This is a genomic window from Lactonifactor sp. BIOML-A5, assembly GCF_009677585.1.
Classification (GTDB): Bacteria; Bacillota; Clostridia; order Lachnospirales; family Lachnospiraceae; genus Lactonifactor.
This window is the reverse complement of sequence record NZ_WKYV01000004.1, coordinates 38,513-62,496: the sequence shown is the minus strand read 5'-3', so window position 1 is coordinate 62,496 and position 23,984 is coordinate 38,513. Positions and strand designations below refer to the sequence as shown.

The following is a 23,984-nucleotide window of genomic DNA, read 5'->3' as shown; positions in this document are numbered from 1 at the left end:
TGAGTGTGATGCTTTAATTATTTAGAATATAATTCGACGATTAACATTTCATCAACAGGAACGTCGATTACCTCTCTGGTAGGCATTTCTTTCACTTCTCCCTTTAAAGCTTCCTGATCTACATCAAGCCACTGGGGAACAAGTCTTCCTGCTGTAACGTCCAAAATATCTTTATATCTCTGAGAAGATTTGCATTTTTCTTTAATCTCGATGGTATCGCCTACAGATACAAGGTAAGAAGGAATGTTAACCTGCTTGCCGTTTACCATCACATGCTTATGGTCAACGATCTGTCTTGCTTCTCTTCTTGTTCTTGCAAGTCCCATACGATAGATTACGTTATCTAAACGAAGCTCTAACAGAGTCATCAGGTTTTCACCTGTCATCCCCTGCATTTTATCAGCCTTTTCATAATAGTTTCTGAAAGGTTTTTCCAGAACACCGTAGATGAATTTGGCTTTCTGTTTTTCTCTTAACTGAAGTCCGTATTCGGACATCTTACGGTTTGCTCTTCTTAACTGTCTGGTTGATTTTTTGTCAATTCCTAAATAAACTGGATCCAGGCCAAGGGATCTGCATCTTTTAAGAACCGGTACTCTATTAACTGCCATTGTATATACTACCTCCTATTAGACTCTTCTGCGTTTTGGTGGGCGGCATCCGTTGTGTGGAACCGGTGTCACGTCTCTGATACTTGTTACTTCAAGACCGCAGGCCTGAAGAGCACGGATTGCTGCTTCTCTTCCTGATCCTGGTCCTTTTACCATAACATCTACAGTTTTAAGTCCATGTACTAACGCTGCTTTTGTAGCAGTTTCCGCAGCCATCTGAGCTGCATATGGAGTAGATTTCCTTGAACCTCTAAATCCCAGACCACCAGCACTTGCCCATGATAAAGCATTTCCTTCAGCATCTGTTAATGTAACAATTGTGTTATTAAAAGATGATTGGATATGTGCTTGTCCGCGTTCAACGTTTTTCTTTACGCGCTTTTTTGTCACTTTCTTTGTAACTTTAGCCATTTTTAAACTAACCTACTTTCTCATTTACTTTGTTCATTCAGTTACGGGTGCTGCTTATTTCTTCTTGTTAGCAACAGTTCTCTTAGGACCTTTTCTTGTTCTGGCATTTGTCTTTGTCTTCTGTCCGCGAACAGGCAGTCCTTTTCTATGACGAATTCCTCTGTAGCATCCGATCTCCTGCAGTCTCTTGATGTTCAGAGCAATTTCTCTTCTCAAATCACCTTCTACTACCTGTGTCTCATCGATTACGTCACGGATTCTTCCTACTTCTTCGTCTGTTAAGTCTCTGACACGGGTATCAGGATTTACTTTTGCCTCTTCTAAAATACGGGTTGCGCTTACTCTGCCGATTCCGTAGATGTAAGTCAGTCCGATTTCTACACGTTTTTCTCTTGGTAAGTCTACACCAGCTATACGAGCCATGTGATTATTCCTCCATTTTCTACTGCAGATCCCAGCCTGTCGCAGCTCATAAGCATAGCTTATGCCTGAAATGTGTGCGTTTCCGCCGGATTCTGTGTTAATATTGTTACCTAATTGAGGTATGAAAAGCTGACGGGGCATTTTCACACCCAGCCGCAGACAAGTCCGCGACCTTTCCGGTCTCCCGGTATTACGCCAATATTACGTGAATAATCATGTCTGTCCCGGAATATATAAAGGATATCCATTTCTGGACAGGATAAACAATTTTCACCATATATTTGAACAAATATGAACAACACCTCCTGGTGGTTCATACTGCAGCCGCACATAAAAATTAGGAGTTTATTTCATTAACTCCTTGCACACAAAAGCAAGCCTAATAGAATTAGCCCTGTCTCTGTTTGTGTTTTGGGTTTTCACAGATAACTCTGATGCTACCCTTTCTTTTGATGATTTTACATTTTTCGCAAATAGGCTTCACAGATGATCTTACTTTCACTGGTAACCCTCCTTTCTTAATGCGTCAATGGGCATATCTTCATATGCCAGCACAAAAGTTCGTTTTATATTTTATCATTGTCCAACACAAATTGCAAGCAATTTTTGCACAAAATGGAAACTTTTTTATTTATCTCTCCAGATGATCCTTCCTTTTGACAAATCATATGGGGATAATTCAATGGTAACCTTATCACCCGGTAAAATTCGAATAAAGTTCATCCTGAGCTTACCGCTGATATGAGCCAGCACTACGTGCTTATTTTCCAGTTCTACGCGGAACATTGCGTTGGGAAGTTTCTCCAATACAGTACCTTCTACTTCAATAACATCTGCCTTTGACATATATAATCCTCCTATTATCTCTCATACACGTTCTGTAAGAACATTCTTATTATATTCTTTGATTGCTTTCTTGACTGTTTCGTCGGTAACCCCTTTGCCTGCCGCAAATACCTCTTCCAGTGTAAACGGGGTGCGGTAAATCACCTGAATATGCTTTCTTTTCTTTTTCTTTGGATGGTCCAGCGTCCGGCTGCGGCCATCCACTAGATACACATATTCCGAATCCGCCTGTTTTATGACAAATACTTTTCCCGCATCATGACCGGCTTTTGATTTGGCAAGCATCCCTTTTCTCAACTCTACCATAAGCCGTCTACCTGCTGAGAGTCAGAATCTCGGGTTCCCCGTCTGTAATAAGAACCGTATTTTCATAATGTGCGGATAAGGATTCGTCCTCCGTGACAACCGTCCAGTCATCATCCAGCCACGCCACATCGGCCCTGCCCTGATTAATCATAGGCTCAATGGCCAGTGTCATACCGGGCTGAAGCCGGATTCCCCTGCGCTTCTGGGGAAAATTAGGAATTTGTGGGTCCTCATGGAGATGCGTTCCGATTCCATGTCCTACCAGATCGCGTACAACGCCATAGCCGAAGCTCTCGGCATAGGCACCAATAGCAGCAGAGATTTCGTAGAGATGATTTCCTGCCCTGGCATATTTGATACCTTCGAAGAAGGATTGTCTTGTTACTTCTATCAGCTTTCTAGCTTCCGCGCTGATTGTTCCAACTGCATGGGTACGTGCCGCGTCCGAGTGATACCCCTGATAAATCAGGCCGGCATCCAGACTGACGATGTCCCCATCTTTTAAGATATGATGCTTATTGGGTATCCCGTGCACCACTTCATCATTCACAGAAACACAGATAGATGCCGGGTAACCATTATAATTCAGAAAATTAGGTACACATCCCAAATCCCGGATTAATTTCTCTCCATAGTGATCAATATCCAGGGTGGAGATGCCCGGACGAACAAACCGTTCCAGTTCATCATGCACCTGCTCCAGCAGCTGTCCGGCCTTTCTCATAAGTTCAATCTCTCTAGCAGTTTTAATCGATACTGACATTGTTTAAGCTCCTAATATGGCGGTGATAGCCCTGAATACGTCTTCCATATCCATAGTGCCGTCCACCTCTTTTAATACGTCTGACTTTTCATAGTAGTCAATTAACGGTTGTGTCTGGTCATGATAAACATCCAGACGTTTTTTTACTGTATCCGGCTGATCGTCGTCTCTCAGGATCAGCTTTTCCCCGCATACATCGCACACATCTTCCTTTTTCGGAGGGTTGTAGACCACATGGTAGGTTGCTCCGCAGCCCACACATGCCCTGCGCCCCGACATACGGCGGATAATATTCTCATCGGGAACTTCTATATTAATAGCATAATCAATTTTCTGATCCAGCTTTTTCAGAGCCTCATCCAGACTTTCCGCCTGTGGGATGGTCCTCGGAAATCCGTCCAGAACGTAACCGTTTTCACAGTCAGCCTGCTGTACCCTGTCAACCACAAGATCCACCACCAGCTCATCCGGCACCAAAAGTCCCTGATCCATATAGGTTTTGGCCTTTTTGCCCAGTTCGGTTCCGTTTTTAATATTTGCCCTGAAAATATCTCCCGTAGAAATGTGGGGAATTGTATATTTTGCTGCAATTTTTTTAGCCTGCGTTCCTTTTCCTGCACCTGGTGCTCCCAGCATGATAACTTTCATAGACTTATACCTCCCTGTATACATCTAAAATTAAGTCTCAATAGCATTTTAGTGCACCCACGAAAATGTGGGTACACCATATATGAAATCCCGCGTCTGTTTCTAATCGTTTAAGAATCCCTTGTAATTACGTACCAGCATCATGGACTCGACCTGCTTAATTGTCTCAAGAACAACACCTACAACGATAATGATAGACGTTCCTCCAAAGGAAACATTGGCACCGAACACACCGTTAAAGAAGATAGGGATAACGGCTACGATAATCAATCCGGTTGCCCCGATAAAAATAATATAATTCAGGATTTTATTCAGATATTCTGTGGTCGGCTTGCCGGGACGAATACCCGGGATAAATCCGCCCTGCTTCTTCATATTATCTGCTATTTCCAATGGATTGAAAGTAATAGATGTATAGAAGTAAGCAAAAAAGATTACTAAAACTATATACAGCAATAATCCCAAACTGTACACAGGCTGACTTGGATTACACCAGTTGTTGGATGTAAGAGCCTTCATAATCTGGCTGCCAATTCCCGTACCATTGGTTTTCCCAAGGAAAGCTGCAATAATTGTGGGGAAAGACATCAGCGAGGATGCAAAGATAATCGGTATAACACCAGATGTATTTACCTTTAAGGGAATAAACGTAGACTGGCCGCCCACCATCTTCCTTCCCTGCATTTTCTTGGAATACTGTACCGGAATCTTGCGCTCTCCGCCATTCAGGATTAGCACCAACACGATTACTACCAAAATAATTGCAAGAATAATCACTGCAGCTAACGCACCTCTGGCAATCGTCTTGCCTTTTACAAAACTCTCGAACAAGCTCATAAGGTCACTTGGGATTCTGGAAACGATGTTGATCATCAATACGATGGAAATACCATTTCCCACGCCCTTTTCTGTAATCTGTTCACCTATCCACATAAGCATTGCAGAACCAGCAGTTAAACATACCACTACTACAGCTGCATTGACAAAGTTGAAATCATCAATTATGTTACCCTTGAATCCGATTGCCATAGCAACAGATTGAAATATGGAAAGTCCTACTGTCACATATCTTGTGATAGCAGTCAATTTCTTCCTTCCGTCCTCTCCATCCCTCTGCATCTCCTCCAGCTTCGGTATTGCAATGGTGAGAAGCTGAATAATGATGGATGATGTGATATATGGAGTGATACTCAGTGCAAAGATAGACATCTGGGTGAAAGATCCCCCTGTAAATGCATCAAAGAAATTGAATGCATCCCCGGACTGCTGTGCAAACCAATTCTTAAAGAAGTCCGGGTTTGTACCAGGGATAGGAAGCTGTGATCCGATACGGATCACAACTAACATCATTAACACATAAAGGATTCGACGTCTAATATCTTTGACCTTAAAAGCATTTTGAAGAGTCTTTAACATTAGATCACCTCTACTGTTCCACCTGCGGCTTCAATTTTAGCTTTAGCACCTTCGCTAACTGCGTTTACTTTTACGTTCAGTTTCTTTGTCAGCTCCCCGTTGCCGAGAATCTTAACTCCATCCCTCGCATGAGAGATTGCTCCGCTTTCTAATAAAGCAGCCACAGTAACCTCTGCACCGTCCTCGAATCTTTCCAGAGCGCTTACATTAATAGCTACGATATCTTTCGTATTTCTATTAGTAAAGCCTCTCTTTGGAATTCTTCTATATAAAGGCATCTGTCCACCTTCAAAGCCTACTCTTTTAGCGCCTGAACGTGCTTTCTGACCCTTATGGCCTTTACCGGCTGTCTTACCATTTCCGGAAGCGTGTCCACGGCCTCTTCTGAAGTTATCGCTCTGTCTGGAACCTTCTGCTGGCTTTAAACTTGATAAATCCATTATGGCACCTCCTTAACCTGTATTAAATTTCTTCCACTTTCACTAAGTGTCTTACTTGTTGAACCATTCCACGAACTCCGGCATTGTCCGGCATCTCAACAGTTTTGTTCAGCTTTCTCAAGCCTAATGCTTCCACTGTTTTTTTGTGCTTTGGAACTGCTCCGATTGTGGATTTTACTAATGTGATTCTTAATTTATCTGCCATTTTCTAATCCTCCTTATGCAAAGATCTCGTCAACAGATTTTCCGCGGAGTTTTGCAACTTCTTCCGGAGTTTTTAACTGACTTAATCCTGCAATGGTAGCAAGTACTACGTTCTGTTTATTTCTGGATCCCAGGCACTTGGTACGAATATTTTTAATACCAGCTAACTCAATTACCGCACGGGCCGGGCCGCCGGCGATAACACCAGTACCTTCCGGAGCTCTCTTCAATAATACGGATGCGCTTCCGAAGTTACCGATGAAGTCATGTGTAATACTTCCCTTGTCGTCTCTCGCTACAGTCACTAATTTTTTCATTGCATCTTCTTTTCCCTTGCGGATTGCTTCAGGAATCTCAGTTGCTTTTCCTAAACCAGCGCCTACATGGCCATTGCCATCACCAACAACCACTAAAGCTGTGAAACGGAAGTTACGACCACCTTTAACAACCTTTGTTACACGCTTGATTGATACTACTTTTTCTTCTAATTCTAATTGACTAGCATCAATAATAGAATGTTTCATGTGTTCTTGACCTCCTTTTCTAGAATTCTAACCCAGCTTCTCTGGCTGCGTCTGCTAATGCTTGAATTTTACCCTGATATATGAAGCCGCCTCTGTCAAAGACAACCTGCTTAATACCTGCTTCAACTGCTTTTTTACCGATTACGGTTCCTAAATATGCTGCTGCGTCAACGTTATTGGTTTTCTCTAACTCTGCTTTCACATCTTTCTGAAGTGTAGAAGCGGAAACCAGTGTTTTTCCAACTGTATCGTCAATAATTTGAGCATACATATGATTATTGCTTCTGAATACAGCCAAACGAGGAGTTGCAGCTGTACCACTTAGATGATTACGTAATCTTCTATGCTTTTTTGCGCGAACTTTCGCTCTTGATACTTTACTAACCATTTTTACACTCTCCTTAATTATTTCTTACCAGTCTTACCAACTTTACGTCTGATAACTTCATCAGCATACTTAATACCTTTTCCTTTGTAAGGCTCAGGTCTTCTCTTGTCTCTGATTTCAGCTGCGTATTGGCCAACTTTTTCTTTGTCGATACCCTTAACAGTAATCTTATTTCCATCTACTACGGACTCTAATCCTTCCGGATCTTCCATTTCTACTGGATGAGAGTAGCCTAAGGACAGTACTAATTTCTTACCCTGTTTCTGAACTTTATAACCTACACCGTTTACTTCCAGAATCTTAGCGTAACCTTCGCTGACGCCGGTTACCATGTTCTGAACCAGACTTCTGGTTAAACCGTGTAAAGATTTCATTTTCTTCAAATCGTTTGGTCTTGTAACAATTACCTGACCATCCTCTAACTTAATTTCCATCTCTACTGGCAACGCTCTTTCAAGTGTTCCCTTTGGACCTTTTACAGTCACCACGTTGTTCTCAGCGATTTTAACTTCTACGCCGGCTGGAACAACTACAGGCAGTCTTCCGATACGTGACATACCATTTTCCTCCTTACTTAGATTTTCGGAAGGGACGCTTATGTGGTTCCCTTCTGTTTTCAGTGATTTGTTTAGGTACGGATTGACCGCACCTTTTTTATTATATAGGCTAAATGTGAAAAACCTAGATAATATTTGTTAATATAGTGTGAAGCAATGGATTTACACGTCGCTCAACTAAGTTCGTCTGTCGCCTTTGGCTCAGACTCTCTAAGGTTCGCGACGGGCGTTCTCACTAAGTTCATACTGCGCCTGCGGCTTGCATTCACTAAGTGTTCACAGCCTACCAGACAAATGCCAGGACTTCTCCGCCTACCTGACGCTTTCTTGCCTCTCTGTCGGTGATTACACCCTGGTTTGTAGAGATGATTGCGATTCCCAGGCCGCCAAGTACTTTTGGCAGTTCTTCTTTGCCTACGTAGATACGTAAGCCTGGTTTGGAAATTCTCTTCAGACCTGTGATGATTTTTTCATTTTTATCTGCACCGTATTTTAATGTCATACGGATTGTTTTAAAATTGCCATCTTCGATGATATCATATTTTGCGATGTAACCTTCGTTCACAAGGATATCTGCAATAGCAAGTTTCATTTTAGATGCAGGAACATCGACGGTATCATGTTTTGCAGTATTTGCATTACGGATTCTTGTAAGCATATCTGCGATTGGATCGCTCATTGTCATTTTGAAGTTGCCTCCTTCTTCCTTATATTTCTACGGGGCTTGCCTACCAGCTTGCCTTTTTCACTCCAGGAATCTGTCCTTTATATGCTAATTCACGGAAGCAGATTCTGCAGATTCCATATTTTCTTAAGTATGCATGTGGACGTCCACAGATTCTGCAACGGTTATATTCTCTTGTAGAGAATTTAGGTTTACGCTGCTGTTTGATTTTCATTGCTGTTTTAGCCATGAAATTTCCCTCCTATTCTATTTTGCAAACGGCATATTGAATAATGTCAATAATTCACGGGCTTCTTCGTCTGTCTTAGCAGTTGTTACGAAAATAACATCCATACCTCTTACTTTATCGACTTTATCATATTCCACTTCAGGGAAAATCAACTGTTCTTTAATACCCAGTGCGTAGTTACCTCTTCCGTCGAATGCGTTAGGGTTTACACCCCTGAAGTCACGTACACGCGGTAATGCAAGGTTGATAAGACGATCCGCGAACTCATACATCTTCTCGCCTCTTAATGTTACTTTACAACCGATCGGCATTCCTTCTCTGATTTTGAAGTTAGCAACAGAATTCTTTGCCTTTGTCAGAACTGCTTTCTGTCCTGTTACCAGTTCCATATCTGCAACTGCTGCATCTAACAGCTTTGCATTGTCTTTGGCTTCACCAACACCCATATTTACAACGATCTTATTGAGTTTTGGCACTTCCATGACATTTTTATATCCAAACTTTTTGACCATAGCATCTACGATCTCATTTTCGTACATCTCTCTCAGTCTGCTCACTTTGAATGGCCTCCTCTCCTAATTAATCGATAACCTCTCCGGTTTTTTTAGCAATACGCACTTTCTTGTCGCCCTCTACCTTGAAACCGATTCTGGTAGGAGTACCTTTGTGCAGATACATTACGTTAGAAACCTGGATAGGTGCTTCTTTGTTTACAATACCGCCCTGCTGGTTGGCCATAGAAGGTTTTTCATGCTTCGTAATCATGTTTACCCCTTCCACAACAACTGTGCTGTTTTTAGGATTCACAGAGATTACTTTACCCTCTTTATCTTTATCTTTGCCGGCAATCACTTTTACAGTATCGCCTGTTTTAATCTTAAATGTTGACATTAGAGTACCTCCTATAATACTTCCGGAGCTAAGGAAACAATTTTCATAAACTGTTTTTCACGAAGCTCTCTGGCTACTGGTCCAAAAATACGAGTTCCTCTTGGTGTTTTATCATCTTTAATAATAACGGCTGCATTCTCGTCAAATTTGATGTAAGAACCATCTTTACGGCGAGCGCCTTTTACAGTACGAACAACTACGGCTTTCACAACGTCGCCTTTTTTCACAACTCCACCTGGTGTTGCATCTTTGACAGTAGCAACGATCACATCGCCGATATTAGCATATCTTCTAGTAGAACCGCCCATAACTCTGATGCACAGGATTTCTTTTGCACCGGTGTTATCAGCAACTCTAAGTCTACTTTCCTGTTGAATCATGCTGGTATTCCTCCTTCACGAATTTTCGTAAATTATCTATCAAATTATTTAACTTTTTCTACTACTTCCACAAGTCTCCATCTCTTATCCTTGGATAAAGGTCTTGTTTCCATCACTTTTACGGTATCGCCGATGTTGCATACATTGCTCTCATCATGCGCTTTTAATTTATAGGTTCTCTTTACGATTTTCTTGTAAAGAGGATGTTTTACATGGTCTTCAATAGCAACTACGATAGTTTTATCCATCTTATTGCTCACTACTTTACCAGTACGTGTTTTTCTAAGATTTCTTTCTTCCACGATTTATGCCTCCTTTGATTACTCAGCAGCATTAGCCATCTCGGCGATCACTGTCTGGATTCTGGCAATATTTTTACGAACCTCTTTGATTCTGCTTGTATTGTCCAATTGATTCGTTGCATTCTGGAATCTCAAATTAAAGAGTTCTTTCTTAGCAGCTACTAATTCTTCCTGTAATTCTGTAGCTGATTTTGTTCTTAAATCTTCTACATACTTATTAATTTTCACTGTTATCACCGCCTTCTAAGTCTGCGCGAGAAACGATTTTACATTTACATGGTAACTTGTGCATAGCAAGACGTAATGCTTCACGGGCTGTTTCCTCAGAAACACCTGCGATTTCGAACATTACACGGCCTGGTTTCACTACTGCTACCCAGTATTCCAAAGCTCCCTTACCGGAACCCATACGTGTTTCTGCTGGTTTCGCTGTTACTGGTTTATCCGGGAAAATCTTAATCCAAACCTGACCGCCACGCTTGATGTAACGAGTCATGGCAACACGGGCTGCTTCAATCTGGTTTGACTTGATCCAACATGGTTCTGTAGCAACAAGGCCGTATTCACCGTAGTTGATTTTATTTCCTCTTAATGCTTTTCCTTTCATGGATCCGCGGAATTGTTTACGACGTTTTACTCTTTTAGGCATTAACATAATTATTTATCGCTCCCTTCCTTAGTTCCTTTAGTTGGAAGTACTTCGCCATTATAAATCCAAGCCTTAACACCTACCTTACCATAGGTTGTATCTGCCTCAGCGAAGCCATAATCGATATCTGCTCTTAAAGTCTGAAGAGGAATGGTTCCTTCGCTGTAGAACTCTGTACGGGCCATATCAGCTCCGCCGAGACGTCCGGATACGGAAGTTTTGATTCCCTTTGCTCCAGCCTTCATAGTTCTGGACATAGTAGATTTCATAGCACGGCGGAAAGAGATACGGTTCTCTAACTGCAATGCAATGTTTTCTGCTACTAACTGAGCATCTTTGTCTGGTCTCTTTACTTCTTTGATATCAACAACTAATTTTTTGTCTGTATAGTTCTGAAGTTCAGCTTTTACTTTCTCAATCTCAGATCCGCCCTTGCCGATTACTACACCCGGCTTAGCTGTATAAATGATAATCTTTACTCTGTCGGAAGCTCTTTCGATTTCAATCTTAGAGATACCTGCACTGTATAATTTCTTTTTCAGGAAAGTCCTGATATTATAGTCTTCTACTAAATAGTCAGCAAAATCGCCTTCTGCATACCATTTGGAATCCCAGTCTTTGATCACACCGACTCTAAGGCCGTGTGGATTAACTTTCTGTCCCATGTTTGCCCTCCTTATCTTTCATCTAATACGATAGAGATATGACTTGTTCTTTTCTCAATTCTATATGCTCTACCCTGAGCTCTTGGTTTGATTCTCTTCATAGTTGGTGCTTTGTTGGCATAGCACTCAGCTACGTAAAGATTCTCAACATTCATTCCGTTGTTATTCTCAGCATTAGCGATTGCTGATTCTAATATTTTTTTGATTACGCTGGATGCATATCTTGGATTATATGTCAAAATACCAAGCGCTGTCTGAACATCTTTGCCGCGGATTACATCTAATACATAACAAGCTTTCTGTACTGACATTCTCGCATAAGATAATTTAGCAGACGGTCTTGTATCTTTCACTGCATTTCTTGCTCTTTTTATCTGGGATCTATGTCCTTTTGCCATGGATAAGTCCTCCTTTCTCGACTACGAATAATTAACGAACTCCTGATCTTTTCTCGTCTTTTCCATGTCCTCTATAGGTTCTGGTTGCCACGAACTCACCAAGCTTGTGTCCAACCATATCTTCTGTAACATATACCGGCACATGTTTTCTTCCGTCGTGGACAGCAATTGTGTGTCCAACGAACTGAGGGAAGATTGTAGAACGACGTGACCAGGTTTTAATAACTGTTTTATCACCTGCAGCATTCATTGCTTCTACTTTTTTCAGTAAGCTTTCGTCTGCAAATGGTCCTTTTTTCAGTGAACGAGCCATTAGTTCTAACCTCCTTTATTTAGCTAATGCTTTACCATCTCTTCTTCTTACGATATATTTATTAGACTGCTTATTTTTCTTTCTTGTCTTAAGGCCAAGAGCAGGTTTACCCCAAGGAGTACATGGGCCCGGACGGCCGATTCCTGTCTTACCTTCACCACCGCCGTGTGGATGGTCATTGGGGTTCATAACAGAACCGCGGACAGTAGGTCTGATACCCATGTTACGCTTACGTCCAGCTTTACCAATGTTAATAAGGCTGTGCTCGCCGTTTCCAACCACGCCGATAGATGCTCTGCAGATGATTGGAACCATTCTCATTTCTCCTGACGGCAGACGAAGGGTTGCGTACTTGCCTTCTTTTGCCATTAACTGTGCGCCATTACCTGCTGAACGAACCAGCTGTCCGCCCTTTCCAGGATACAGCTCAATGTTGTGTATCATTGTACCGACCGGCACCTCTGAGAGAGGCAGGCAATTGCCTGTTCTTACTTCTGCGTTAGGGCCGTTCATAATCTTCATGCCTACTTTTAATCCATCCGGAGCCAGAATATATGCTTTTTCACCATCTGCATAGGTGATCAAAGCGATATTGGCTGTTCTGTTGGGATCGTACTCAATTGCTGTTACAGTTGCCGGTACATCATCTTTTCTTCTCTTAAAATCGATGATTCTATATTTTCTTCTGCTTCCGCCTCCGCGGTGTCTTACTGTGATTTTACCCTGATTGTTACGTCCAGCGTTCTTTTTCAATGACACTACCAGAGATTTCTCCGGTGTAGATTTTGTAATCTCCTGGAAATCGGAGCTGGTCATGTGTCTTCTGGAAGGTGTATATGGGTTATAGGTCTTAATTCCCATTACTATCTCTCCTTTCGATTCTCGTTTTACAACGCATCCTAGCGTTTTGCTACGCGACTGAATAATGGATTAATTTCTCTCAGCCGCTGTCTCTATCATTATCCGTTAGTTTTAAAGTCCTTCAAAGATTTCGATATCTTTGCTGTCCTCTGTCAAAGCAACAATTGCTTTTTTAGACTTTGCTGTGCGGCCGATGGTCATACCGCGTCTTTTCTTTTTGCCGTCATTGTTCATGGTGTTAACAGATTTTACTTTTGTACCCTCGAACATTTTCTCAACAGCTTCTTTGATCATCGTCTTATTTGCTTCCGGGTGTACTAAGAAAGTATATTTCTTTTCTCCCATAGCGTTCATACTCTTTTCAGTCACGACTGGTTTAAGGATTACATCATAATATTGAATGTTTGCCATTATGCGTACACCTCCTCGATCGAAGCAACAGCAGCCTTTGTAAGAATCACTGTATTATATTTTAATACATCATATACATTGATTGTATTAGGTAACGCAGTTACTACATCAGGAATGTTTCTTGCGGATAATACCACATTGCTGTCATTGTCGTTCAACACAACTAATGCTTTGGAAACATTCAGGTTGTTCAATACATTCTGCATTGCTTTCGTCTTTACTTCATCTAATTTCAGTTCATCAAGAACAATCAGTTTATTTTCCTGAACTCTGGATGTAAGAGCTGATTTTAACGCTGCTCTTCTTTCCTTTTTGTTCATCTTCATATCATAGTCTCTCGGTGTGGGAGCAAATACCACTCCACCGCCTGTCCACTGAGGAGATCTGGTTGAACCCTGTCTTGCATGACCAGTTCCTTTTTGTCTCCATGGTTTTCTTCCGCCGCCGCGAACTTCTGAACGGGTTTTTGCTTTCTGAGTTCCCTGACGATTATTTGCAAGCTGACGAACAACTGCTAAATGCACTAAGTGATCGTTTATTTCCACACCAAACACTGCGTCATTCAGATCCATTGTTCCAACTTCTTTGCCTTCCATATTAAAAACAGATACGTTTGCCATCTGTGTGTTCCTCCTTTCCTGAAAAAAACTTATTTAACAGTTTTCACAGTTTCCTTGATTGTCACTAAAGATTTTTTAGGTCCCGGTACAGCACCTTTTACTAATAACAGATTATTTTCTGCATCTACTTTTACAACTTCCAGATTTTGAACAGTGATCTTTTTGTTACCCATCTGACCCGGCATTTTTTTGCCCTTGAACACCTTGCTGGGATCTGATGCAGCGCCGTTGGAACCTGCATGACGGTGGAACTTAGAACCGTGGCCCATAGGTCCGCGGGACTGTCCGTGTCTCTTGATTGCGCCCTGGAATCCTTTTCCTTTGGAAGTAGCGGTGGCATCGACTTTGTCTCCTGCCTCAAAGACATCAACTTTAATTTCCTGTCCCAAAGTATATTCTTCCGCTCCGTCCAGTTTGAATTCTCTGACGAATCTCTTGCAGGAAACTCCCGCTTTCTCAAACTGTCCTTTCATTGGCTTGTTGACTAACTTTTCTCTTTTGTCGCCGAATCCAACCTGTACTGCGCTGTATCCGTCGTTTTCCTGTGTTTTAACCTGGGTTACCACACAAGGGCCTGCCTGCAATACAGTTACCGGAGTTAACACTCCGTCATCGTTGAAGATTTGAGTCATTCCGACTTTTGTAGCTAAGATTGCTTTCTTCATTTTTTTACCTCCTGTTTAATCTACAGCGGATTACACTGTTTTGTGCAATCATCCTAGACAGAAAGTTAATATACTGTGAGCACTTAGTGAGGTTCTTTCGAACCTAGTGCAAACGTACGCCGCAACACTTAGAGAAGTCCTTTTGAACTTAGTCGTGTGGCGTTTTCATTTATATATCAACCTTGTAGGATAATTTCTTTCACTATTATTTCTGTTTCATTTTAATATCAATGTAAACACCTGCCGGCATCTCTAAACGAGATAACGCATCCACAGTTTTCTGTGTTGGTGTAATGATATCGATGAGTCTCTTGTGAGTTCTCTGTTCGAACTGCTCTCTGGAATCTTTGTATTTGTGTACCGCCCTAAGAATTGTAACTACCTCTTTCTTTGTAGGCAGGGGAACTGGTCCACTCACTACTGATCCGGTCTTTTTTACAGTTTCGATAATTTTGCCTGCAGACGCATCCACTAACTGATGATCGTAAGCTTTTAATGTGATTCTCATTACTTGACTTGCCATAAAAAAAGTCGCCTCCTTTTCGCACTTATTAGCAGTACGACAAGCGGTGACTGTACACATTCCCGTGTGTGTCATAAAATGTTTCACACGTAGTTTCTACCTGTTCTTCTGATTCGATAGACATTTTCAACTTGTACAGTGACTTGTCGCCAGTTTCTTAACTTGACATTCGCTCCACGGAAAACCTGCAATTCATGCAGCAACCTCACGCTTCATCGCTATCAATGTCACAACAGTAATTAGTATACAGGATAATCCAAAATATTGCAAGAGTTTTTTTACAAAAAATACATTTTTTTCATACTGTTCCTCTTAAGCATTATTGCAGGTGTCAAAAGTCTCCGGCAAACCACTCTAAACGTACCTTTAATATAGAAGAAACTCATACAAAACACCCTGCACGTTACCATGCAGGGTGTATTCTCTACAACAAATCCGTATAGTCTAGGAGTGTAACTCCGGCGTCCTTATCTTCCTCCACTTTTGGTTCTTCTCCGCTTCGGCTTGCTTTGTTCAGCAATTCCTGAGCAGAAGGTGTATGACGTATTTTTTCTTTGCGCTGTTCTGGCTCCGGCATATTCGTTGTCTTTGGCCTCTCAGGTGCAGCTTCTTTCTCAGCGACAGCTTCCTTGAGTTCTTCTGCCTGGGGCATAACCATAGTTTTGGAGTTATCCGCAGCCGCTTCCTCTCTCTGAGGGAAGACAATCTCCTCCTGTACAGGAACTTCTGACTCCTTCACTCCCGCAACTCCCGCCGCAATGGAAGCCAGTGTCTCCTCAAGGACTGCGTCCGCAGATGCAGCAGCCGGTTTCTCCGTCAGAGGCTGGGCCGCCGGCTTTCTTCTCACCGGAGGAGGCAGTTCTTCTTCCTCATCCTCATCATCCAGGCCCTCTTTGCGGCGCCTCCTGGCTTCTTTCTTCGCCTCTTTTTCAGCCCGCTTAGCTTCTTTTTTTAACTGGCGTCTGCTCTTTGGCTCATCCTCGTCATCTTCCTCGTCTTCTTCATACTCCTCATCTTCGTAGTCCTCTTCCTCATCGTCTTCGTCCGTATCCTTTTTCCACAGCTCAGCCAGCACGAAAAGAATAATGAGAAATATAACACCAAGTCCAATGATAATCAGCCCTTCCTTGCTTTGGAGAGCCATTACCGCATAAGCGATAAAGGGCACGGTCAAAACCGGCTTAGCCACCGTGGCAGTAAGTGCTACAGTCTGATCTTCTGACTTGGAATTGCGCGGATTCTTCAGAGTATAGGAACCCGCGGTGGCATCCATATCCGCGATTTGGTATTCATAGATTTGCTTTCCGTCCTGGATCATAATCTTGTCTCCGGCTGAAAGGTTCTCCCTTTTCACCCTCTTGGCGTAAGTCACGGATCCCATAGGAAGGTTCGAATCTATACTCACATCATCTATCATAAAGGTATCCACCCCTAAAAGAGGCGGAACAATCAGCATCCCTGCTACCAGGACCACACATATCACAATCAGGTTTACTATAAATTTCAGAAACTTTGACATGTTTTTTTCTCCTCGTTGTTTTCATTTTGCATCATACAGTATTATACTACCATTGAAATGAGAATCTGTACACCCCAAACTTCCATTCCCAACATTTTTCTGCTGTTTTCGATATCCATTACATGTCTCTTAGAAATGCCTGATAGCCCCTGTATGCCTCATAGATGTCCACCTTGCTTGCAATCTCCCAGGGGGCATGCATATTCAAAACAGCGACGCCGCAGTCAATCACTTCCATATTATAATTAGCCAGGATATAGGCTATCGTTCCTCCCCCGCCCTGGTCTACTTTCCCCAATTCTGCGGTCTGAAAGGTTACCTGATTGTCATCCATAACTTTCCTGAGACTCCCGAGGTATTCTGCATTGGCATCGTTGGATCCTGATTTCCCCCGGGAACCGGTATATTTGTTAAAAACTACTCCTTTTCCCAAAAAAGCAGCATTTTTCTTTTCCATTACCTGCGGGTAATTCGGATCAAATGCAGCGCTCACATCAGATGAAAGCATCCTGGAGCGGCTCAAAGCCCGGCGAACCTTCAATTCACTGTACTCCCCTGCAGCATTCATGACTTCCGCCACCATATTTTCAAAAAATCTGGACTGCATTCCCGTTGCCCCTACGCTCCCAATCTCTTCCTTGTCTACCAGAAGGCACACAGAAGTATATTCCGGATCCTTCACCTGGAACATGGCCTGATAGGAAGGATAGGCGCATACTCTGTCGTCATGGCCGTAAGCCATAATCATGCTCCTGTCCAGGCCGCAGTCCCTGGCCCGCCCTGCCGGCACAATCTCAATTTCTGCTGACAGGAAATCCTCTTCTTCTATCTCATAGGTTTCCTTTAAAATTTGCAGCACCCGGGCCTTCACCGGCTCTTTTTCCTCGTCTTCTTCCTCAGAAACCGGGCAGCTGCCCACAAGAACATTCAAATCTTCCCCTTCGATTACCTCATTTCCCTTTTTCGCAAGCTGCTTTCCGGAGAGATGAATAAGCAGATCTGAGATCCCAACCACCGGATCCTCATCACCTTCCCCGATATTCAGCGCTATCCTGGTACCATCCTTTTTCACCACAACCCCATGGACAGCCATGGGAAGGGTAACCCATTGATACTTTTTTACTCCGCCGTAATAATGTGTCTCCCAAAGCGCCTGCTCTCCCTCTTCATAGAGAGGGTTCTGTTTCAGATCCAGTCTGGGAGAATCAATATGAGCTCCCAGAATCCGCATGCCGTCCTCCAAAGGTTTTTTCCCAATCTGAAACAGCGCCAGGGCTTTCCCCATGTTATTGGCATATACCTTGTCCCCGGATTTGAGAGATGCCCCCCTGCGGATCACTTCCTCCAGATCCAGATATCCCTGCTCCCTGGCCTCCTCTATGATTCTGTCTACGCATTCTCTCTCTGTCTTGCAGGCAGACAGAAAGTTTTTGTAGCCCTCCGCAAAGTTCATGACTTTCTCCCGCTCGTTCCCCTTATACTTAATCCACGCATTCTTAATATCCATATGTAATAACCTGCCTTTCTTTCATATTATCTGATTATATCCTTTTTTCCCCCTTCCCGCAAGTAACCGGAGTGCTTAAGATTATACTTGCCAGTTTCCGACGCCTATTCTATAATGTGGATAGAATTGCTCTTACAATCAAATGAGGGAGAACTATTATGAAACGGAAGATAAAAATGATCGAGGACCTTTCTCTGAATGCCTGGCCTTCTCATCAAATGCAGATATACGACAGCTGGATTCTGCGCTTTTCATATTTTTATACCCACCGCACCAACAGTGTGGAGCAGCTGGGCCCATCCACTATCCCCCTGAGGGAAAAGATAAACTACTGTGAAAGTATCTATGAAGACTGGGGCACACCGACCATCTTTAAGATCAGCCCTCTTGTAGACAGCGCGTTTGACCAGATGCTGGCAGAGAGTGGATACAACATCAGTCATATAACAGAAGTAATGACTATGGATCTGGAGAAATTTTCCTGCACCCCTCCGTCCTGTGACGTGCATTTGGATCACTATATCCCCGCCGAATGGATCCAGGGGCTTTTCCGCCTGAAAGGAACCACCAACCCCATTCACCGCTCCATTGTTCCCTCTATGTACCGGGCCATCCCTAAAGATACCATTGCCGCCTCTATCAAAGTTGACGGCCAGATAGCTGCCACCGGACTTGGGATACTGGACCGGGAATACATTGGCCTGTATGCCATTCACGTAGAAGAGCTGTACCGGAAAAGGCACTGGGGGCAGGCAATCTGCACAGCAATCATTCAGGAAGGCATCCGTCAGGGAGCCTCCTCCTCATACCTCCAGGTAGTAAAGGGCAATGAACCGGCCAAACGCCTGTATTCTGCTCTAGGATACGAAGATTTTTATACTTACTGGTTCCGCCAGAAGGATGCCGAATAATCTAAAAGCACACAAGGGGCTGTCCCGAAATAACATTGTCAGGACAACCCCTTCCCCATAGTTTCTATAGTTCATGACTCTCTTCTATTTTCTTTTCTATCTCCCTTCTCATTGCCGCATAGCTCTTTTTATCAATCCCATAGAAAATCAGAGCTACAGCTGCCCCTATGAGCAGGATACCGCAGATTCCATTCATTGTCAGATTAATGGCAGTCAGCACAGAAGTATTCTGCTCTGCATTTGCCATATATCCCAGAGCACTTAAGATCCATCCTATAAAAGCAGTACAAAATGCCATCCCCAGCTTAAAAGCGAAGTTGATAAACGCTGAGATAAACCCAATGGCATGGGTATGATATTTATATTGTGTGTATTCAGAACAATCCGGCACCATTCCAAAAAGGGAAGCAAGGCCAAGCCCCCCGCCAATTCCTGTTAGGAATGTCATAAAATGATAAAAGTTCAGACCTGTCTGAGAATGTACCGGCAGAAAGTTCATAATTACCATTAGTATTCCGCTGGCCATAAACCCAATTAGAGGAAGCGTTCTCTTATTGGAAACTTTTTTTACCAGAAAAGCCAGAGAATATGTTCCAAATACTCTTCCCAGAAACATCAGGCTTGAGTTCAGCATAAACAAATTGGCATCTCCTACATAATACTTAAAGTAGTACATTCTCACAGCCCCAATCGCTGCCTCGTAGAATCCCCAGCACACAAAGGATATAATCAATATGTATACCGGACGGTTACCTTTTAAAACCCTCACATATTCTTTTAAGCCCATCTTTTCTTCTGTCATGGGAATGTCAACCGTCTCTCTTGTCGTCTTAAAACAGAATAAATAGATAGGAAAAGCTATGGCAGAAAAGATTATGGCCGCATAAAAATAGCCTTTCGCCTCATCCCCCTTGCCTGCAAAATTAACAACCCTCAGTACCCCCTGAGACAGTATCAAGGTTGCGATAAAAGCTCCTGTCATACGCCAGCTCGACAGCTTGGAGCGTTCATTGTCATCCCTGGTTATGGCGGCTGGCATAGCGGAATATGGAATATTGACACAGGTATAAGCGATTACTAAAACCACATAAACTGCCAAAGCATACACCGCCCGCACAGTTACATTGTCAGAAGGAAACACTGTAAAACTCATGATATTGAAAATCAGCATAGGAACCGCTGCAAATATAATCCAGGGGCGGTATCTTCCCCACTTAGACTTTGTCCGGTCTGCCAATGCCCCTACAATGGGATCGCTGACAGCATCTATCCCTTTCGATAGAAGCATGAAGGTGCCGCAGAGAGCCGCAGGAATAAGCGCAACATCGGTCCAGAAATACAACAGATAGCCTGATACAAGCGCCCAGCTGAAATTGTTTGCAAAGTCTCCTGAGGCATAGCCAATTACACGAAACGCAGATAGTTTTTCTTTATTCTCTGTTTTTGTACCCATGCAGTCATCCTCCTAATTTGAGCAGTCCAGCAGAATTTTAGGATAAATAGATTTATGAAATAGAGCAAAAGCCTCCGCTCCCTCCCTAAGAGGCATTACTTTTCCAATTATTTTATCCAGCTGCATTCTCGGAATCAGATTTATCGTTCTGTTCATAATAGACGTTGTAGTAAATACAGTCTGTATCCGGCCTTCCTTCCTGTATAAGTCATATAAGTTCAGAGGCATTTCAAAGGTTGGAGGAAATACCGCAAAATACACTGCCGTTCCACATTTAGCCAGTATTTTCAAAGGAGTTTCGGCTGCCTTCGGAGAGCCCGAGAACTCAAAAACCATGTCAAACCCCTCTCCCCCGGTTATCTCCATAGCTCTCGCCTCCACATCTTCATGAAAGGGATCTATCACATGCAAGGCTCCCATGTCCAGCGCCATACTCCTCTTGTCCTCCACCGGATCAATGGCGGTCACTTTAGATGCTCCTGAGAGGAGAATCATATTCAGCATAATAGATCCAATCCCACCCACACCTGCTATGGCTACAGTTGCCCCGTGACGGATAGGTGCAAGGTCCAGCGCCCGCACCGTGCAGTTTGCCGGTTCCACCAAGCTATAATGCATGAGATCGGCATCCTTAGGAATCTTAAAGACTGCACTAATATCGGTAACCACATACTCTGCGAATGCACCGGTTGTCTGGGAATGAATGCAATACTGAGGCATACCTTTTTTGCACTGTTCGCATATACCGCAGCTGGTTACTGGATATAATGCCACCTTATCCCCCACTTGATAACCCGCGGCAGCCGCTTCCGGACTAACTTCCTCAATAATTCCTGCCGCTTCATGCCCCAGCGCCATGGGTGGTTTCGCATCCAACACCCCCATCGTAACCTGATGTACATCTGTAGCACAGAGAGCCGCATAGGCAATCTTAATCTTCACCTGGCGCGGAAGCACAGGCGGGATATCTACCTCCAGCACCTCTACTGTATTCTCCGCCACAAACCATAGTTGTCTCATTTTAGCCATTTCCATACCTCCATAATAGCTGCATCCCGTTCCGCAGAACATTGTGCACATATTTTTCTCTGATATATGAATTATATTAGCTATTATTTCTAAATTCAATTGACCTAAGAGACATATATTTCTCTAATATGTCTCTTTTCTGTCATTTATATTTACTTTATTGTTTATTTGTGCTAAAATTCACTCATAATTTTGTAAACAAAATGCCAGTGAGGTGATTCCGATTGGATAATATCTATAACCCTGATAATCTATACCAAAAATACATAACCTCTGTCACCATGCCTGATTTCGATTTTATGATTCAATACGCAGAAAAGCTGAACAGTTCTACAGTAGAATTCCGCCATTATCACCCATACTATGAAATTTATTATGTAACAAGCGGCCGTCTGCACGTTCTGGTACAGGAGCAGGAACTGACCCTTTCTGCCGGAGAGGTTCTTTATCTTTCTCCCAATATCAATCACCATGTGTTTCATGAACCAAATGAGAAAAAGGAATATTTTGTAATTATCTTCGATTTTGTCTCCAAAGTATCCTCGAAATCGCTGTTTGGAGCTCTGGAATATAAAGAAATCCAGCAAGTGCTGGATTTGATCGTTCATGAGAAGTATCTGCTGTCCAGGGAAACCTTCCATGGCACCAGGCTTTTGAATCAAATATGGAATGAAATGAAGGAAAAAAGGATTGGCTGGGCTTCTGTTACAAATGTTTTATTTTATCAGTTTTTTATACAGGCACTTCGGCATATTAATGATAAAGTATCGTCACAGCAAAAGCCTGACGGCATACTCAACTTAGGACTGGAGGCTTCCAAGTATATCCATATGAACTACCAGCACGAGATCACCATAGACAGTGTAGCAGCACATTTGAATATTGCCCCCAGACATGTAAACAGAGTATTCCAATCCTTATTCGGAACCACCTTCAGCAAGACTTTAAGCATACTGCGCATGGAATATGCCAAAGATTATTTGTGCAATACAGATTACTCGATTGAGGAAATCGCCCATATTGTGGGGTTTTCCTCTCCAAAGTCACTCCAGAAACTGTTTAAAGAAATGGAACATATGTCTATGTCAGAATACAGAAAAACGAGGTGACAAGAAAATAACAAAAAAACATTCCCGCAGGAGAATCAAGTTTAATACTCTTGATTCCTGCGAGAATGCTCTTATTCGACAGTCGTTTTGTTCTCCGATATCTTATTTACTGCTCAAGTATTTCTCAATACTCTCCATAGCTTCTGCTTCGTCTGCTCCTTCAACAGAAACTGTAACAGACTCTCCTGAATCCAATCCTAAACTCATCATTCCCATAATGCTCTTGGCATTGACCTTTTTTGCTTCACTCTCTACGTAGATGCTGCTCTCATACTGACTCGCAACCTGTACTAATAATGCAATAGGGCGCGCCTCTAAGCCGTTTGAGATTTTGATAGTAATTGGTTTCCTGATCATACTTACTCCTCCTTGTGTCCTTTCAACTCTTCTGCCATGCTGCTCAACTTTCTAAGTCTATGGTTCACTCCGGATTTCCCAACGGGAGGTGATAACAACATCCCCAGTTCCTTTAAGGTGGCTTCCGGATATTCTAACCTTAGGTTAGCTATCTCTTCCAGGTTCTCCGGGAGCTCATGAAATCCTATGGTTTTTTGGATATATTTAATATCCTCTATTTGCTTAACTGCCGCACTCACTGTTTTGTTTATGTTAGCAGTTTCACAATTTACTTTACGGTTGACGCTGTTTCTCATCTCTTTTAGTATTCTCACATTTTCCAGATCCATGAGAGAAACATTGGCTTCCATAATCCCCAGAATCTCTACGATCTGGGCGCCTTCCTTAATGTAGACAACAAAATACTTTTTTCTGCCTACAATTTTAGCATCCACGCCGAAGCTGCATATCAGTTCCTGCATCTGCACCGCTTTCTCTCTGGTGTTGCAGACTATCTCAAAATGATAAAACTTCTGAGGATCGCTTAGAGACCCTGATGCCAAAAACGCACCTCTGATAAATGCCCGTCTGCAACAGCTTTTTTGAACTACCATCTGGTTCACCAGATTATGGTGAGGTGCTATCTGCATATCCGAACTCAGTATCTTCACCGCCTGAAGTACACGTACAGTATCCTCCGGCGTACCCACCAAAACGGTATAACCGTTGTTCTTATGTAACGATGGATTCTGTCTGACGCAGATATCAGTATCTATATTAAATGTTTTTTTCAATAATGTAAAGTACTTTCTTGCTACATATTCATTTTCTGTGTGCATAGTCAGCAGAAATCCATCCTGGCCAGAAGGTGTAATCCTTCCGCAAAACCCTATAATTGCGGCCAGCTCAGCGATTTGGCAGTGTCTGGCTTCACTGATGTGCCTGGATAATTCTTCCTTTACTTGTCCGGAAAAAGACATCTTCATTACCT

General features: G+C 42.8%; 38 protein-coding genes. 2 read left to right on the top strand and 36 right to left on the bottom strand.

What is annotated here, in order from left to right:
- Positions 1 to 17: 17 nt before the first annotated feature.
- The 32 genes from rpsD to GKG41_RS03875 all read right to left on the bottom strand — a co-directional run bounded on the left by rpsD (position 18) and on the right by GKG41_RS03875 (position 18,155).
- Positions 18 to 611, bottom strand: coding sequence for a 30S ribosomal protein S4 (gene rpsD, locus GKG41_RS04030; RefSeq protein ID WP_154257256.1), 594 nt, complete (start codon positions 609 to 611; stop codon positions 18 to 20).
- Between the two features lie 18 nt (positions 612 to 629).
- The gene (gene rpsK, locus GKG41_RS04025) at positions 630 to 1,022 is read right to left on the bottom strand and encodes a 30S ribosomal protein S11 (protein ID WP_072849199.1); all 393 of its coding nucleotides are present in this window, start codon (positions 1,020 to 1,022) and stop codon (positions 630 to 632) included.
- A 54-nt stretch (positions 1,023 to 1,076) separates the two neighbouring features.
- Positions 1,077 to 1,445, bottom strand: a complete 369-nt coding sequence (gene rpsM, locus GKG41_RS04020) for a 30S ribosomal protein S13 (protein WP_072849201.1) — start codon at positions 1,443 to 1,445, stop codon at positions 1,077 to 1,079.
- Between the two features lie 388 nt (positions 1,446 to 1,833).
- On the bottom strand, positions 1,834 to 1,947 hold the full coding sequence (gene rpmJ / locus GKG41_RS04015) for a 50S ribosomal protein L36 (RefSeq protein WP_003497809.1): 114 nt from the start codon (positions 1,945 to 1,947) through the stop codon (positions 1,834 to 1,836).
- A gap of 125 nt (positions 1,948 to 2,072) precedes the next feature.
- The gene (gene infA, locus GKG41_RS04010; RefSeq protein ID WP_005950464.1) at positions 2,073 to 2,291 is read right to left on the bottom strand and encodes a translation initiation factor IF-1; all 219 of its coding nucleotides are present in this window, start codon (positions 2,289 to 2,291) and stop codon (positions 2,073 to 2,075) included.
- Positions 2,292 to 2,312: 21 nt separating this feature from the next.
- Positions 2,313 to 2,597, bottom strand: a complete 285-nt coding sequence (locus GKG41_RS04005) for a KOW domain-containing RNA-binding protein (protein ID WP_154257254.1) — start codon at positions 2,595 to 2,597, stop codon at positions 2,313 to 2,315.
- Positions 2,598 to 2,604: 7 nt separating this feature from the next.
- Positions 2,605 to 3,360: a type I methionyl aminopeptidase gene (map, locus tag GKG41_RS04000; protein ID WP_154257251.1), complete on the bottom strand. Its 756-nt coding sequence runs from the start codon at positions 3,358 to 3,360 to the stop codon at positions 2,605 to 2,607.
- 3 nt (positions 3,361 to 3,363) lie between these two features.
- Positions 3,364 to 4,008 carry an adenylate kinase gene (locus tag GKG41_RS03995; RefSeq protein ID WP_154257249.1) on the bottom strand — a complete coding sequence of 215 codons (645 nt, stop codon included), beginning with the start codon at positions 4,006 to 4,008 and terminating at the stop codon, positions 3,364 to 3,366.
- Between the two features lie 102 nt (positions 4,009 to 4,110).
- Positions 4,111 to 5,424 (bottom strand): preprotein translocase subunit SecY, encoded by a 1,314-nt coding sequence (gene secY / locus GKG41_RS03990; protein ID WP_154257247.1) that lies wholly within the window; start codon positions 5,422 to 5,424, stop codon positions 4,111 to 4,113.
- Positions 5,424 to 5,864 carry a 50S ribosomal protein L15 gene (rplO, locus tag GKG41_RS03985; protein ID WP_072849213.1) on the bottom strand — a complete coding sequence of 147 codons (441 nt, stop codon included), beginning with the start codon at positions 5,862 to 5,864 and terminating at the stop codon, positions 5,424 to 5,426. Before rplO ends, secY begins: the two co-directional genes overlap by 1 nt.
- A gap of 22 nt (positions 5,865 to 5,886) precedes the next feature.
- Positions 5,887 to 6,069: a 50S ribosomal protein L30 gene (gene rpmD, locus GKG41_RS03980; RefSeq protein ID WP_072849215.1), complete on the bottom strand. Its 183-nt coding sequence runs from the start codon at positions 6,067 to 6,069 to the stop codon at positions 5,887 to 5,889.
- Between the two features lie 13 nt (positions 6,070 to 6,082).
- The gene (gene rpsE / locus GKG41_RS03975; protein WP_072849217.1) at positions 6,083 to 6,592 is read right to left on the bottom strand and encodes a 30S ribosomal protein S5; all 510 of its coding nucleotides are present in this window, start codon (positions 6,590 to 6,592) and stop codon (positions 6,083 to 6,085) included.
- Between the two features lie 19 nt (positions 6,593 to 6,611).
- Complete coding sequence (gene rplR, locus GKG41_RS03970) at positions 6,612 to 6,980, bottom strand: 50S ribosomal protein L18 (RefSeq protein ID WP_072849219.1); 369 nt, start codon at positions 6,978 to 6,980, stop codon at positions 6,612 to 6,614.
- Positions 6,981 to 6,997: 17 nt separating this feature from the next.
- A complete protein-coding gene (rplF, locus tag GKG41_RS03965; protein ID WP_072849221.1) occupies positions 6,998 to 7,537 on the bottom strand; it encodes a 50S ribosomal protein L6 in 540 nt (179 codons plus the stop codon).
- Positions 7,538 to 7,820: 283 nt separating this feature from the next.
- On the bottom strand, positions 7,821 to 8,222 hold the full coding sequence (rpsH, locus tag GKG41_RS03960; protein WP_154257245.1) for a 30S ribosomal protein S8: 402 nt from the start codon (positions 8,220 to 8,222) through the stop codon (positions 7,821 to 7,823).
- Positions 8,223 to 8,265: 43 nt separating this feature from the next.
- Positions 8,266 to 8,451, bottom strand: a complete 186-nt coding sequence (locus tag GKG41_RS03955) for a type Z 30S ribosomal protein S14 (protein ID WP_072849226.1) — start codon at positions 8,449 to 8,451, stop codon at positions 8,266 to 8,268.
- Between the two features lie 17 nt (positions 8,452 to 8,468).
- Entirely contained in the window at positions 8,469 to 9,008 is a 540-nt protein-coding gene (gene rplE, locus GKG41_RS03950) for a 50S ribosomal protein L5 (protein ID WP_072849227.1), read from the bottom strand.
- Positions 9,009 to 9,030: 22 nt separating this feature from the next.
- Complete coding sequence (gene rplX, locus GKG41_RS03945; RefSeq protein ID WP_072849228.1) at positions 9,031 to 9,342, bottom strand: 50S ribosomal protein L24; 312 nt, start codon at positions 9,340 to 9,342, stop codon at positions 9,031 to 9,033.
- An 11-nt stretch (positions 9,343 to 9,353) separates the two neighbouring features.
- Complete coding sequence (gene rplN, locus GKG41_RS03940) at positions 9,354 to 9,722, bottom strand: 50S ribosomal protein L14 (protein ID WP_072849229.1); 369 nt, start codon at positions 9,720 to 9,722, stop codon at positions 9,354 to 9,356.
- Positions 9,723 to 9,766: 44 nt separating this feature from the next.
- Entirely contained in the window at positions 9,767 to 10,024 is a 258-nt protein-coding gene (gene rpsQ / locus GKG41_RS03935; RefSeq protein ID WP_072849231.1) for a 30S ribosomal protein S17, read from the bottom strand.
- An 18-nt stretch (positions 10,025 to 10,042) separates the two neighbouring features.
- Entirely contained in the window at positions 10,043 to 10,252 is a 210-nt protein-coding gene (gene rpmC, locus GKG41_RS03930) for a 50S ribosomal protein L29 (RefSeq protein ID WP_072849232.1), read from the bottom strand.
- Positions 10,242 to 10,679, bottom strand: coding sequence for a 50S ribosomal protein L16 (gene rplP, locus GKG41_RS03925; RefSeq protein WP_072849233.1), 438 nt, complete (start codon positions 10,677 to 10,679; stop codon positions 10,242 to 10,244). The genes rpmC and rplP overlap by 11 nt, the downstream gene beginning before the upstream one ends.
- A gap of 2 nt (positions 10,680 to 10,681) precedes the next feature.
- Positions 10,682 to 11,338, bottom strand: a complete 657-nt coding sequence (gene rpsC, locus GKG41_RS03920) for a 30S ribosomal protein S3 (protein ID WP_154257243.1) — start codon at positions 11,336 to 11,338, stop codon at positions 10,682 to 10,684.
- A gap of 11 nt (positions 11,339 to 11,349) precedes the next feature.
- Entirely contained in the window at positions 11,350 to 11,736 is a 387-nt protein-coding gene (gene rplV / locus GKG41_RS03915) for a 50S ribosomal protein L22 (RefSeq protein ID WP_154257241.1), read from the bottom strand.
- Positions 11,737 to 11,767: 31 nt separating this feature from the next.
- Entirely contained in the window at positions 11,768 to 12,049 is a 282-nt protein-coding gene (gene rpsS / locus GKG41_RS03910) for a 30S ribosomal protein S19 (protein ID WP_154257239.1), read from the bottom strand.
- 15 nt (positions 12,050 to 12,064) lie between these two features.
- Positions 12,065 to 12,910 (bottom strand): 50S ribosomal protein L2, encoded by an 846-nt coding sequence (gene rplB / locus GKG41_RS03905; protein ID WP_154257237.1) that lies wholly within the window; start codon positions 12,908 to 12,910, stop codon positions 12,065 to 12,067.
- A 111-nt stretch (positions 12,911 to 13,021) separates the two neighbouring features.
- Positions 13,022 to 13,321 carry a 50S ribosomal protein L23 gene (rplW, locus tag GKG41_RS03900; RefSeq protein WP_072849240.1) on the bottom strand — a complete coding sequence of 100 codons (300 nt, stop codon included), beginning with the start codon at positions 13,319 to 13,321 and terminating at the stop codon, positions 13,022 to 13,024.
- A complete protein-coding gene (gene rplD, locus GKG41_RS03895) occupies positions 13,321 to 13,941 on the bottom strand; it encodes a 50S ribosomal protein L4 (protein WP_154257236.1) in 621 nt (206 codons plus the stop codon). Before rplD ends, rplW begins: the two co-directional genes overlap by 1 nt.
- A 29-nt stretch (positions 13,942 to 13,970) precedes the next feature.
- Positions 13,971 to 14,606 carry a 50S ribosomal protein L3 gene (gene rplC, locus GKG41_RS03890; RefSeq protein ID WP_072849243.1) on the bottom strand — a complete coding sequence of 212 codons (636 nt, stop codon included), beginning with the start codon at positions 14,604 to 14,606 and terminating at the stop codon, positions 13,971 to 13,973.
- A 205-nt stretch (positions 14,607 to 14,811) separates the two neighbouring features.
- The gene (gene rpsJ, locus GKG41_RS03885; RefSeq protein ID WP_072849244.1) at positions 14,812 to 15,129 is read right to left on the bottom strand and encodes a 30S ribosomal protein S10; all 318 of its coding nucleotides are present in this window, start codon (positions 15,127 to 15,129) and stop codon (positions 14,812 to 14,814) included.
- Positions 15,130 to 15,553: 424 nt separating this feature from the next.
- Positions 15,554 to 16,648: a hypothetical protein gene (locus GKG41_RS03880; RefSeq protein ID WP_154257234.1), complete on the bottom strand. Its 1,095-nt coding sequence runs from the start codon at positions 16,646 to 16,648 to the stop codon at positions 15,554 to 15,556.
- 118 nt (positions 16,649 to 16,766) lie between these two features.
- Positions 16,767 to 18,155, bottom strand: coding sequence for an aminopeptidase (locus GKG41_RS03875; RefSeq protein ID WP_154257232.1), 1,389 nt, complete (start codon positions 18,153 to 18,155; stop codon positions 16,767 to 16,769).
- Between the two features lie 158 nt (positions 18,156 to 18,313).
- Between GKG41_RS03875 and GKG41_RS03870 the strand changes: the two genes are divergently transcribed.
- Positions 18,314 to 19,066, top strand: a complete 753-nt coding sequence (locus GKG41_RS03870; protein WP_154257230.1) for a GNAT family N-acetyltransferase — start codon at positions 18,314 to 18,316, stop codon at positions 19,064 to 19,066.
- A 64-nt stretch (positions 19,067 to 19,130) separates the two neighbouring features.
- Here GKG41_RS03870 and GKG41_RS03865 read toward each other — a convergent pair whose 3' ends face one another.
- Entirely contained in the window at positions 19,131 to 20,519 is a 1,389-nt protein-coding gene (locus GKG41_RS03865; protein ID WP_154257228.1) for a glycoside-pentoside-hexuronide (GPH):cation symporter, read from the bottom strand.
- A gap of 12 nt (positions 20,520 to 20,531) precedes the next feature.
- The gene (locus GKG41_RS03860; RefSeq protein ID WP_173015492.1) at positions 20,532 to 21,548 is read right to left on the bottom strand and encodes an alcohol dehydrogenase catalytic domain-containing protein; all 1,017 of its coding nucleotides are present in this window, start codon (positions 21,546 to 21,548) and stop codon (positions 20,532 to 20,534) included.
- A 224-nt stretch (positions 21,549 to 21,772) separates the two neighbouring features.
- On the opposite strand from GKG41_RS03860, the gene GKG41_RS03855 reads away from it, so the two are divergent.
- Complete coding sequence (locus GKG41_RS03855; protein ID WP_154257224.1) at positions 21,773 to 22,657, top strand: AraC family transcriptional regulator; 885 nt, start codon at positions 21,773 to 21,775, stop codon at positions 22,655 to 22,657.
- Between the two features lie 102 nt (positions 22,658 to 22,759).
- Here GKG41_RS03855 and GKG41_RS03850 read toward each other — a convergent pair whose 3' ends face one another.
- Together GKG41_RS03850 and whiA are read right to left on the bottom strand one after the other, a co-directional pair.
- Positions 22,760 to 23,014, bottom strand: coding sequence for an HPr family phosphocarrier protein (locus GKG41_RS03850; RefSeq protein ID WP_072849255.1), 255 nt, complete (start codon positions 23,012 to 23,014; stop codon positions 22,760 to 22,762).
- Positions 23,015 to 23,016: 2 nt separating this feature from the next.
- On the bottom strand, positions 23,017 to 23,973 hold the full coding sequence (gene whiA / locus GKG41_RS03845; RefSeq protein ID WP_154257426.1) for a DNA-binding protein WhiA: 957 nt from the start codon (positions 23,971 to 23,973) through the stop codon (positions 23,017 to 23,019).
- Positions 23,974 to 23,984 lie beyond the last annotated feature (11 nt).

Excerpts from the sequence above, each read along its gene's own strand:
- rpsD (WP_154257256.1), bottom strand. The coding sequence starts at position 611 with ATGGCAGTTAATAGAGTACCGGTTCTTAAAAGATGCAGATCCCTTGGC.
- rpsK (WP_072849199.1), bottom strand. The coding sequence starts at position 1,022 with ATGGCTAAAGTTACAAAGAAAGTGACAAAAAAGCGCGTAAAGAAAAAC.
- rpsM (WP_072849201.1), bottom strand. The coding sequence starts at position 1,445 with ATGGCTCGTATAGCTGGTGTAGACTTACCAAGAGAAAAACGTGTAGAA.
- infA (WP_005950464.1), bottom strand. The coding sequence starts at position 2,291 with ATGTCAAAGGCAGATGTTATTGAAGTAGAAGGTACTGTATTGGAGAAA.
- GKG41_RS04005 (WP_154257254.1), bottom strand. The coding sequence starts at position 2,597 with ATGGTAGAGTTGAGAAAAGGGATGCTTGCCAAATCAAAAGCCGGTCAT.
- map (WP_154257251.1), bottom strand. The coding sequence starts at position 3,360 with ATGTCAGTATCGATTAAAACTGCTAGAGAGATTGAACTTATGAGAAAG.
- GKG41_RS03995 (WP_154257249.1), bottom strand. The coding sequence starts at position 4,008 with ATGAAAGTTATCATGCTGGGAGCACCAGGTGCAGGAAAAGGAACGCAG.
- secY (WP_154257247.1), bottom strand. The coding sequence starts at position 5,424 with ATGTTAAAGACTCTTCAAAATGCTTTTAAGGTCAAAGATATTAGACGT.
- rplO (WP_072849213.1), bottom strand. The coding sequence starts at position 5,864 with ATGGATTTATCAAGTTTAAAGCCAGCAGAAGGTTCCAGACAGAGCGAT.
- rpmD (WP_072849215.1), bottom strand. The coding sequence starts at position 6,069 with ATGGCAGATAAATTAAGAATCACATTAGTAAAATCCACAATCGGAGCA.
- rpsE (WP_072849217.1), bottom strand. The coding sequence starts at position 6,592 with ATGAAACATTCTATTATTGATGCTAGTCAATTAGAATTAGAAGAAAAA.
- rplR (WP_072849219.1), bottom strand. The coding sequence starts at position 6,980 with ATGGTTAGTAAAGTATCAAGAGCGAAAGTTCGCGCAAAAAAGCATAGA.
- rplF (WP_072849221.1), bottom strand. The coding sequence starts at position 7,537 with ATGTCACGTATCGGAAGACTGCCTGTAGTTGTTCCAGCCGGCGTAGAA.
- rpsH (WP_154257245.1), bottom strand. The coding sequence starts at position 8,222 with ATGACAATGAGCGATCCAATCGCAGATATGCTTACAAGAATCCGTAAT.
- GKG41_RS03955 (WP_072849226.1), bottom strand. The coding sequence starts at position 8,451 with ATGGCTAAAACAGCAATGAAAATCAAACAGCAGCGTAAACCTAAATTC.
- rplX (WP_072849228.1), bottom strand. The coding sequence starts at position 9,342 with ATGTCAACATTTAAGATTAAAACAGGCGATACTGTAAAAGTGATTGCC.
- rplN (WP_072849229.1), bottom strand. The coding sequence starts at position 9,722 with ATGATTCAACAGGAAAGTAGACTTAGAGTTGCTGATAACACCGGTGCA.
- rplP (WP_072849233.1), bottom strand. The coding sequence starts at position 10,679 with ATGTTAATGCCTAAAAGAGTAAAACGTCGTAAACAATTCCGCGGATCC.
- rpsC (WP_154257243.1), bottom strand. The coding sequence starts at position 11,338 with ATGGGACAGAAAGTTAATCCACACGGCCTTAGAGTCGGTGTGATCAAA.
- rplV (WP_154257241.1), bottom strand. The coding sequence starts at position 11,736 with ATGGCAAAAGGACATAGATCCCAGATAAAAAGAGCAAGAAATGCAGTG.
- rpsS (WP_154257239.1), bottom strand. The coding sequence starts at position 12,049 with ATGGCTCGTTCACTGAAAAAAGGACCATTTGCAGACGAAAGCTTACTG.
- rplB (WP_154257237.1), bottom strand. The coding sequence starts at position 12,910 with ATGGGAATTAAGACCTATAACCCATATACACCTTCCAGAAGACACATG.
- rplW (WP_072849240.1), bottom strand. The coding sequence starts at position 13,321 with ATGGCAAACATTCAATATTATGATGTAATCCTTAAACCAGTCGTGACT.
- rplD (WP_154257236.1), bottom strand. The coding sequence starts at position 13,941 with ATGGCAAACGTATCTGTTTTTAATATGGAAGGCAAAGAAGTTGGAACA.
- rplC (WP_072849243.1), bottom strand. The coding sequence starts at position 14,606 with ATGAAGAAAGCAATCTTAGCTACAAAAGTCGGAATGACTCAAATCTTC.
- rpsJ (WP_072849244.1), bottom strand. The coding sequence starts at position 15,129 with ATGGCAAGTCAAGTAATGAGAATCACATTAAAAGCTTACGATCATCAG.
- GKG41_RS03880 (WP_154257234.1), bottom strand. The coding sequence starts at position 16,648 with ATGTCAAAGTTTCTGAAATTTATAGTAAACCTGATTGTGATATGTGTG.
- GKG41_RS03875 (WP_154257232.1), bottom strand. The coding sequence starts at position 18,155 with ATGGATATTAAGAATGCGTGGATTAAGTATAAGGGGAACGAGCGGGAG.
- GKG41_RS03870 (WP_154257230.1), top strand. The coding sequence starts at position 18,314 with ATGAAACGGAAGATAAAAATGATCGAGGACCTTTCTCTGAATGCCTGG.
- GKG41_RS03865 (WP_154257228.1), bottom strand. The coding sequence starts at position 20,519 with ATGGGTACAAAAACAGAGAATAAAGAAAAACTATCTGCGTTTCGTGTA.
- GKG41_RS03860 (WP_173015492.1), bottom strand. The coding sequence starts at position 21,548 with ATGGCTAAAATGAGACAACTATGGTTTGTGGCGGAGAATACAGTAGAG.
- GKG41_RS03850 (WP_072849255.1), bottom strand. The coding sequence starts at position 23,014 with ATGATCAGGAAACCAATTACTATCAAAATCTCAAACGGCTTAGAGGCG.
- whiA (WP_154257426.1), bottom strand. The coding sequence starts at position 23,973 with ATGTCTTTTTCCGGACAAGTAAAGGAAGAATTATCCAGGCACATCAGT.